The 7074-nt window shown below is 44.0% G+C and carries 6 protein-coding genes; 4 read left to right on the forward strand and 2 right to left on the reverse strand.

Annotated features, from left to right (window positions below; genetic code table 11):
- Positions 1–260 precede the first annotated feature (260 nt).
- From IM509_RS14220 to IM509_RS14235, 4 genes are all read left to right on the forward strand, one after another.
- Positions 261–2063, forward strand: coding sequence for an asparagine synthase-related protein (locus tag IM509_RS14220; RefSeq protein WP_185237812.1), 1803 nt, complete (start codon positions 261–263; stop codon positions 2061–2063).
- Between the two features lie 625 nt (positions 2064–2688).
- On the forward strand, positions 2689–2886 hold the full coding sequence (locus IM509_RS14225) for a hypothetical protein (protein ID WP_185237817.1): 198 nt from the start codon (positions 2689–2691) through the stop codon (positions 2884–2886).
- Positions 2887–3140: 254 nt separating this feature from the next.
- A complete protein-coding gene (locus IM509_RS14230; RefSeq protein ID WP_072926224.1) occupies positions 3141–4010 on the forward strand; it encodes a bile acid:sodium symporter family protein in 870 nt (289 codons plus the stop codon).
- Between the two features lie 43 nt (positions 4011–4053).
- The gene (locus IM509_RS14235) at positions 4054–4650 is read left to right on the forward strand and encodes a hypothetical protein (RefSeq protein ID WP_185237813.1); all 597 of its coding nucleotides are present in this window, start codon (positions 4054–4056) and stop codon (positions 4648–4650) included.
- Positions 4651–4673: 23 nt separating this feature from the next.
- Here the strand turns inward: IM509_RS14235 and recA are convergent, their stop codons facing one another.
- Entirely contained in the window at positions 4674–5741 is a 1068-nt protein-coding gene (gene recA, locus IM509_RS14240; protein WP_185237816.1) for a recombinase RecA, read from the reverse strand.
- 127 nt (positions 5742–5868) lie between these two features.
- The gene (locus IM509_RS14245) at positions 5869–6822 is read right to left on the reverse strand and encodes an aldo/keto reductase (RefSeq protein WP_185237814.1); all 954 of its coding nucleotides are present in this window, start codon (positions 6820–6822) and stop codon (positions 5869–5871) included.
- Positions 6823–7074: the final 252 nt, after the last annotated feature.

The following is a 7074-nucleotide window of genomic DNA, read 5'->3' on the forward strand; positions in this document are numbered from 1 at the left end:
CCTCTGCTCTTTCTTCTTCTTTAAGAGCTTTTTGTAAGTTTTTCTTTTCTTCTAAGTCTAGGAAATCTTTGGCTGGCATAAGTAGGATTTTTCTAAAATTACTATTTCTATTTTAGGTGGTTTAAGTGCGTTTTAGCTTATTAATAATTATCCTTTCCAAATTCACGCTTGGGTAGAATGCCAGCAATTAACCCTAACAGATGAACTAGCCCATTGTGAACAGTTTACTCCCGTAATTAGCTATTCTTAGTCAAAAAAAAATGAGCAGATCATTTGAAATTAGTTTATCCCCAGCCAGTACCCCAGAGCTTAATATCTCTAATTTAACCAGTAATCTGATTACCTATGCCAGAGATGAGCTAACTAAAAACCTAGTTATCTTCATCGGTAAAATCTATTACCAAGATGAATTAAAAACCATTTACCCAGAAGCTTTTAGAGAAAAAACTAATCCTGAAGCCTCGATCGCCCTGGCAATTTATCAACAGAAAGGAATTAAAGGACTGCAAGATTTAGAAGGAGAATTTGCCCTCGTTATTTTTGATCGTCAAAAATCCTCTTTGATCGCCCTGCGCGACCCGATCGGCAGTTATCCCTTATACTGGACTTTTGACAAGCATACCATTAGAATTAGCAGCGATTTACAACACCTAGCCAGACAAAAAAAGGCAAAGATTAACCGAGACTTTCTCGCTTCTTTTCTCATGTTTCCCTTCGCTTTCGTGGAACTGCCCAGGGAAGAGACCGCTTTTGAGGGAATCCAGCGTCTATCCCCCGGCAGCTGCGGGGAATTTTCCCCGCCTAATTTAGTACAAAAACACTGGACTTGGGACTGGGAAGAAAAAATTGCACCGATTAGTCATCTCACCCTAGCAGCGGCAGCCCAGCAGTTTCGCCAGATTTTCCAGCACTCGATTAGGGAACGCTGCCGGGAGGGAAAAGTGGCATCGCACCTATCGGGGGGAATGGACAGTTCCTCGATCGTCTGTTTGGCCAGGGACTCGATCGGGGAGAGAAAGCTTCTTACCCTGTCTCTGGTCTATCAAATGCCTAGTTTAGTCAAAGAAACCGACTATATTAACCTTATTCTCCAGCAAAAAGCAGCGATCGAGCCGTATTTTCTCGATGGTGATCAGCTTTTAGATTTCGATTGGTTCTCCGATCGCATTCCCCCCCACGATGAACCCTATCCCGGTTTATTTCATCTAGCCATGGAAAAAATCCTAGTCGATCGAGCGGCCGAATTGGGAGTAAACACCATTCTCAGTGGTGGTGGGGCGGAATTAGTCTTGGAAAGCAATCGCTACCATCTTGCGGATCTATTACATCAAGGACAATGGCAAGAAACCCTACAGCTTGCCCGTCGGTGGGCAAAGACCAAAAATGAAAGTCTCTGGTCAATTTTGGCGGAATTAGCGATTTTTCCCCTGTTACCTGCCTTCCTCAAACCAGGTATTGCTACTTTCTGGCGACGAGGTTACGGAACCTGGCCGAAACTGTCAGAATTTGCGATTCCACCCTGGATAAAAGCCGATTTTGCCCAAGAATACCAAGTGTATCCGAAAGCACTGGCAACTCTGGGTCACATCTACCGCTATCCCGTCGAACTATCCTTTAACCGTTTAGGACTGCAAACCGCGATCGGCAATTGGGCAAATTGGTATCTTGCTAATCCTGCCGGGATGAGGATTAGTCAACCCTTCCTCGATCCCCGGGTAATTTGCTACTGTCTGGGACTACCCAGGCAATTCCGAGAAGTACCGGGGATGGTTAAACCGCTACTCCAATCGGCCCTGCAAGGAATTCTCCCGGAAGCAATTCGCACAAGACGTTTTAAAGCGAACTTTAACGCAGTCTATTGGCAAGGATTATCTCGACGCTTAACCCAGTTAGAAACAATGGTAGAGGAATCGGCGATCGAAGACTTGGGCATCTTCGATAAAACCCGATTAATTGAAGTCCTGCGGCAACATTCCCTAGGCATTGGTGATGTCAAAAGTGGCAGTCGCATCAGCAGTTCCCTCGCTGTGATCGCTTGGTTCGATCGGCTGTCACAAACCTGAATGTTTGCCACCAACCCACTGAGGTAAGCTGTTGACTGTCTAAATTACTCGTTAAGACTGCAAGGGAGTTGGGAGCAGGGAGAGGAAGTTCGAGCATTTGTACTAAAATTTCCCCTACGCAGTTTAAATTCAGTACAGCTTAAGGATAATTCTTCTGGAGAATTTAACCTTTTTTGTGGACTTAAGTAGCTGGTTATAATTAAATTGAAGATAGATTTTAGGTTCGATCCCCCCTGCCCCCCTTGATAAGGGGGGTGCCGATAGGCGGGGGGATCTGACAGTTTTTAACACCTAACTACTTAATTAAGTTTAATAAATTGTGATTTTTAAAGAGACTAATATCAAGAAAATTAGCTAGTTTATCAATTACTTTCCCCCAGAAAAATCCTCGAACTTGATCGCACAAAGAAGCAAAGAGTAAACCGGTAATCGTGCTGAGGGAATCGGTCAACAAGCTCAGAAAAATTAATCCGCTTACACTTGCGACTACCTTTAAAACAAACAACGGTTGAGTCTTCTCTGACGAACAATACACATTATTACATTCTCCCGCACTCGAACCAAGAATAAAGGTACAATAGAACTGTAGATATCTGGAGGGTTGCTATGTTTACACACAACTTAGATGACAGAAAACTGCCCCTCGATCGAGAAGGGAAAACTCTGCAAAAACTCACCTATCGTTCACCAAAAATCTACCACCTCGATCGCCCTAGCAATTTATCAACAGAAAGGAATTCAAGGACTGCGGGATTTAGAAGGAAAATTTGCCCTCGTTATTTTTGATGGAAGTCCTGCGGCAACATTCCCTAGGCATTGCTGATGTCGAAAGTGGCAGTCGCATCGGCAGTTCCCTAGCTGTGATCCCATGGTTGCCACCAAGCAACTGAAATAGGACGGGGATATCATCCCAGAGCGGGAAGGGAAACTGGACTAAAATCGCCAAGGTTTGGATTTCTCCTACAATTTAACCTCCCCTGCACACCGGGGGTTTTTTAGTCAGCAAACCCTAACTAGGGACAAGAATAAATTAGTCAATTTATGGGAAAATAAGCTCGTCTTCTCCGCTTTTATCCCATGCAAGCCGACTTTTTTACTAATATCCTCTTACCCGTTGGCCTAGGCGTTTTAATGTTAGGCATGGGATTGGGATTAATTCTCGCCGATTTTCAGCGTATCACCCGTTATCCCAAAGCAGTCCTGATCGGTTTAGTCAATCAAATTATTATTCTACCGATCGTCGGCTTTATTATTGTTTCTCTTTTGCCTCTCCGGCCAGAAATTGCCGTCGGTTTAATGATTGTCGCCATTTGCCCCAGCGGCCCTTCCTCCAATGTTTTAACCTATTTAGCTAAGGGAGATGTAGCCCTTTCTGTTACTTTAACTGCTTTTAGCAGCATCATCACCATTTTCACAATACCTTTTTTAGCTAGTTTCACTCTCCAGCATTTTATGGGGGAAAGTGCCGCCATCTCCCTACCCATTGGTTCCACTATGGCGCAGATATTTTTGATTATAGTTTTACCCCTGGTTATGGGTATGACTATCCGCCATTACTTCCCTTTACTGGCCAAAAGTCTGGAACCGATAACTAATCGTTTGGCCGTGATTTTTCTAGCGGTTATTATCTTCTTATTAATCCTGAGAGAATGGCAACGTTTACCTTTATTTATCGCTCAAACTGGCCTCGCAGTGATCATTTTAAATACGATTGCTTCCCTAATTGGTTTTTTCAGTGGTCGTTTATTTCAATTAACTATTCCCCAAAGAATTTGTATCGCCATTGAAGTGGGTATTCAAAGCGGCACTTTAGCTATTGCTATCACTGCCGGTTTATTAAAGAATCCCGATCTAACCATTCCAGCAATTGTCTATAGTTTATGGATGTATGTCAGCGCTTTTATCGCTGTTTATTATGGTCGCAAAAAAGCAGCTTTGGCAAAATAGCTAAATCGGGTGATAGGATATAGCTAAAAACTGATAACTGATTATGTTAATTGGTAAATATTTAACCCTAGAAGAATTCTGTACCTGTTCCCAAACCTATCAAAAGTACGCAGCACAAATCGACCCCTATCCAAAAAATCCTGCAACGATAACCGCTTGGCAAAATCTCGCTCACTTTATTATCGATCCAATTATTGATAATTTTGGTCGAGAAAAATTCCAATTAACCTACGGATTTTGTTCCAATGATCTGAGAAAATTTCTCCAAAAAAAAGACCCAATCACCGGCTTAAAAAACGGTAGAATCGATCCCAGTCGTGATCAACATTGCGCCCACGAAATTAATCAAAAAGGTCAATATTATTGTCAGCGATTGGGGGCAGCCTGTGATTTTCGGATTATCGATTTAACGAGCGATCGCCTGATAGATTGGATTTTAACCGCAAAATTACCCTTTGACTCTCTCTATTTTTACGGAATTAATCGCCCAATTCATATCAGCTACGGACCCCAACATAAACGAGATCTATGGACTTTTACTACTAAAGGAACACCAACTAAAAAAGGGTTACAATCATGGTTAGAAGCCGCTAAATCTATCGATTCTGAAACAAAAAAATCCCCCGAAACTGGGGGATAACCAAGACCTCAAACCCTCTTCTTTTAGATTTCTGGTTCCAGATCGTCCTCCTCGTCCTCATCGGCCGGTTCCGTGGGGAAAGGAACCGAACCCATGTCTAATTTATCCCGCAATAACTTCTCAATTTCCGCCGCTACTTCTGGCTTTTCTTCGAGATATTTAACGGCATTATCGCGACCCTGGGCAATATTTTCGCCATTATAGCTATACCATGCCCCTTTACGAGTAACTACGTTAGTTTGTTCGGCGATATCGAGCATACAACCCACCTGGGAAATGCCTTTACCGAAGATAATATCAAATTCAGCAATCCGGAAAGGAGGCGCGACTTTATTTTTAGCCACCTTAACTTTAGCCCGAATTCCGTATTCCCCTTCCGTGCCTTTTTTCAAAGTTTGAATGCGACGGATATCTAAACGCACCGAGGCATAAAATTTTAAGGCCGTTCCTCCGGTGGTCACTTCAGGATTACCGTAGGTGACACCGATTTTTTGCCGCAGTTGGTTGAGGAAAATCACCACACAACCGGATTTACCAATATTACCGGCAATTTTTCGCAGGGCTTTACTCATCAAACGGGCCTGCAAACCCACCTGATTATCCCCCATTTCCCCCTCAATTTCCGCCCGCGGCACTAAAGCGGCCACCGAGTCGATGACGACGATATCCACGGCCGAAGAACGCACTAACTGGTCAACTATTTCTAAGGCTGCCTCCCCCGTGTCCGGTTGTGCCACCAGTAAATTATTGATATCTACCCCTAAAACATCCGAATAGGTGGGATCTAAAGCGTGTTCCGCATCGACAAAGGCCGCCACTCCCCCAGCTTTTTGCACTTCTGCGATCGCATGGAGGGCTAAAGTGGTTTTTCCGGAACTTTCCGGCCCGTAAATTTCGACGATGCGGCCTTTCGGTAAACCGCCACCCAAAGCCATATCTAGGGTTAAAGCACCACTAGGCACGGTTTCCACCCGCATCCGGGTGGCGTCTCCTAAACGCATAATCGAACCTTTGCCAAAGTTGCGCTCGATTTGATTTAAGACTAAACCTAAGGCCTTATCTCGATCGGGATTATTTGTCATTGTCGCCATTAATTTTGTCCCCAGTTTTCTTAAGTAGTACAGCAGTATGCAAAGATTGTAGCCTGTTTTAATCTTGATCACCAAAAAGTTAGAGACTTTTTCCAGAATGGTGATCAAAAATCAAAAGTTTTGATTTTTACAGCCAAGGCCGGCTCATCTGTTCTAATTGCGTCACCTCTTGCGCTTCTAAACTCCATCCTAACGCCCCGGCATTTTCCCTCGCTTGGGCCGCAGTTTTGGCCCCCGGAATGGGAATTACATCCCCTTGGGCGATTAACCAATTGAGGGCGACTTGTGCGGGGGTTTTTTGGTATTTTTCGCCCAATTCTTGCAGTACCCTTAAAATTGGGGCTATTTTCTCCAAACCTTCTTTTTTGAACCGCGAGTCAACTTTTCTGGCTCCATCGGGCAAATTCTGGCTTTCTGGGCTATATTTACCCGTCAGTAGTCCTTGAGCGAGGGGGCTGTAGGCGAGGATGGTGACACCTAATTCCTTGGCCGTGGCTAAAATTCCCTTAGTTTCTATTTTGCGATACAAAAGCGAATACTGCACCTGATTGACCGCTAAGGGAACCTCTTTTTTCGCCAAAATCTGGCTTGCTTGACGCATTTGCTCGGCGGAATAATTACTTACACCCACGGAACCAATCCGGCCGCGTTTTACTTCTTCCCCTAGGGCATTCATTAGGGTTTCTTGGCTAATTAGGAAGGTGAAGGGCCAATGTACTTGGTAAAGGGTAATTTTATCGGTTTTTAGACGGTTTAAGCTCTCGCTAATGGCATTATGAACCGCATTCGCCCCAAATCGCCACGGTACGGGGGCAAATTTGCTGGCAATATCGATGGGAATATCAGTCTCTTGCGTAAATTTTCCTAAGAGTCGTTCCGATTCCCCCAGTCCATAGACTTCGGCAGTGTCAAAAAAGGTGATTCCTGCCTCTACTGCCGCTTGAAAGGCCTCCTCTACCTGACTAGCTCCGTATTCCTTGCCATAGTTCCAGAATAGTTTATCTCCCCATGCCCAAGTCCCAATTCCCAAGGCACTGACGGCAATTCCTGTTTGTCCGAGATTAGCGGTTTGTCTAGTCATATTCTCTACACGGAATGACAGCGTTTCCCATTAAAGATGAAGTGTAACCTATATTTGGTCTGACTCACCACTAACCCCCTTTTTTGATTCCGGGAAATTCGCACCCATAATTAATGGGAAAGGACTTGACTTTGCCGGCGACTTGCGCTATGCTTTTCTTATAATGGGAATCTTTGCAAAAATTTTTTAGACTCGCAGATTTCCATTATGAAAAAAATCTTTTAAAAATATTATCCCAAAATCTGCCGAGAA

The sequence above is a fragment of the Microcystis sp. M31BS1 genome (assembly GCF_020245285.1).
Taxonomy (GTDB): domain Bacteria; phylum Cyanobacteriota; class Cyanobacteriia; order Cyanobacteriales; family Microcystaceae; genus Microcystis; species Microcystis panniformis.

Bases quoted from the DNA above. Each gene is read 5' to 3' on its own strand.
- recA (WP_185237816.1), bottom strand. From the start codon at position 5,741: ATGGCGACAATGACAAATAATCCCGATCGAGATAAGGCCTTAGGTTTA.
- IM509_RS14220 (WP_185237812.1), top strand. From the start codon at position 261: ATGAGCAGATCATTTGAAATTAGTTTATCCCCAGCCAGTACCCCAGAG.
- IM509_RS14245 (WP_185237814.1), bottom strand. From the start codon at position 6,822: ATGACTAGACAAACCGCTAATCTCGGACAAACAGGAATTGCCGTCAGT.
- IM509_RS14230 (WP_072926224.1), top strand. From the start codon at position 3,141: ATGCAAGCCGACTTTTTTACTAATATCCTCTTACCCGTTGGCCTAGGC.
- IM509_RS14225 (WP_185237817.1), top strand. From the start codon at position 2,689: ATGACAGAAAACTGCCCCTCGATCGAGAAGGGAAAACTCTGCAAAAAC.
- IM509_RS14235 (WP_185237813.1), top strand. From the start codon at position 4,054: ATGTTAATTGGTAAATATTTAACCCTAGAAGAATTCTGTACCTGTTCC.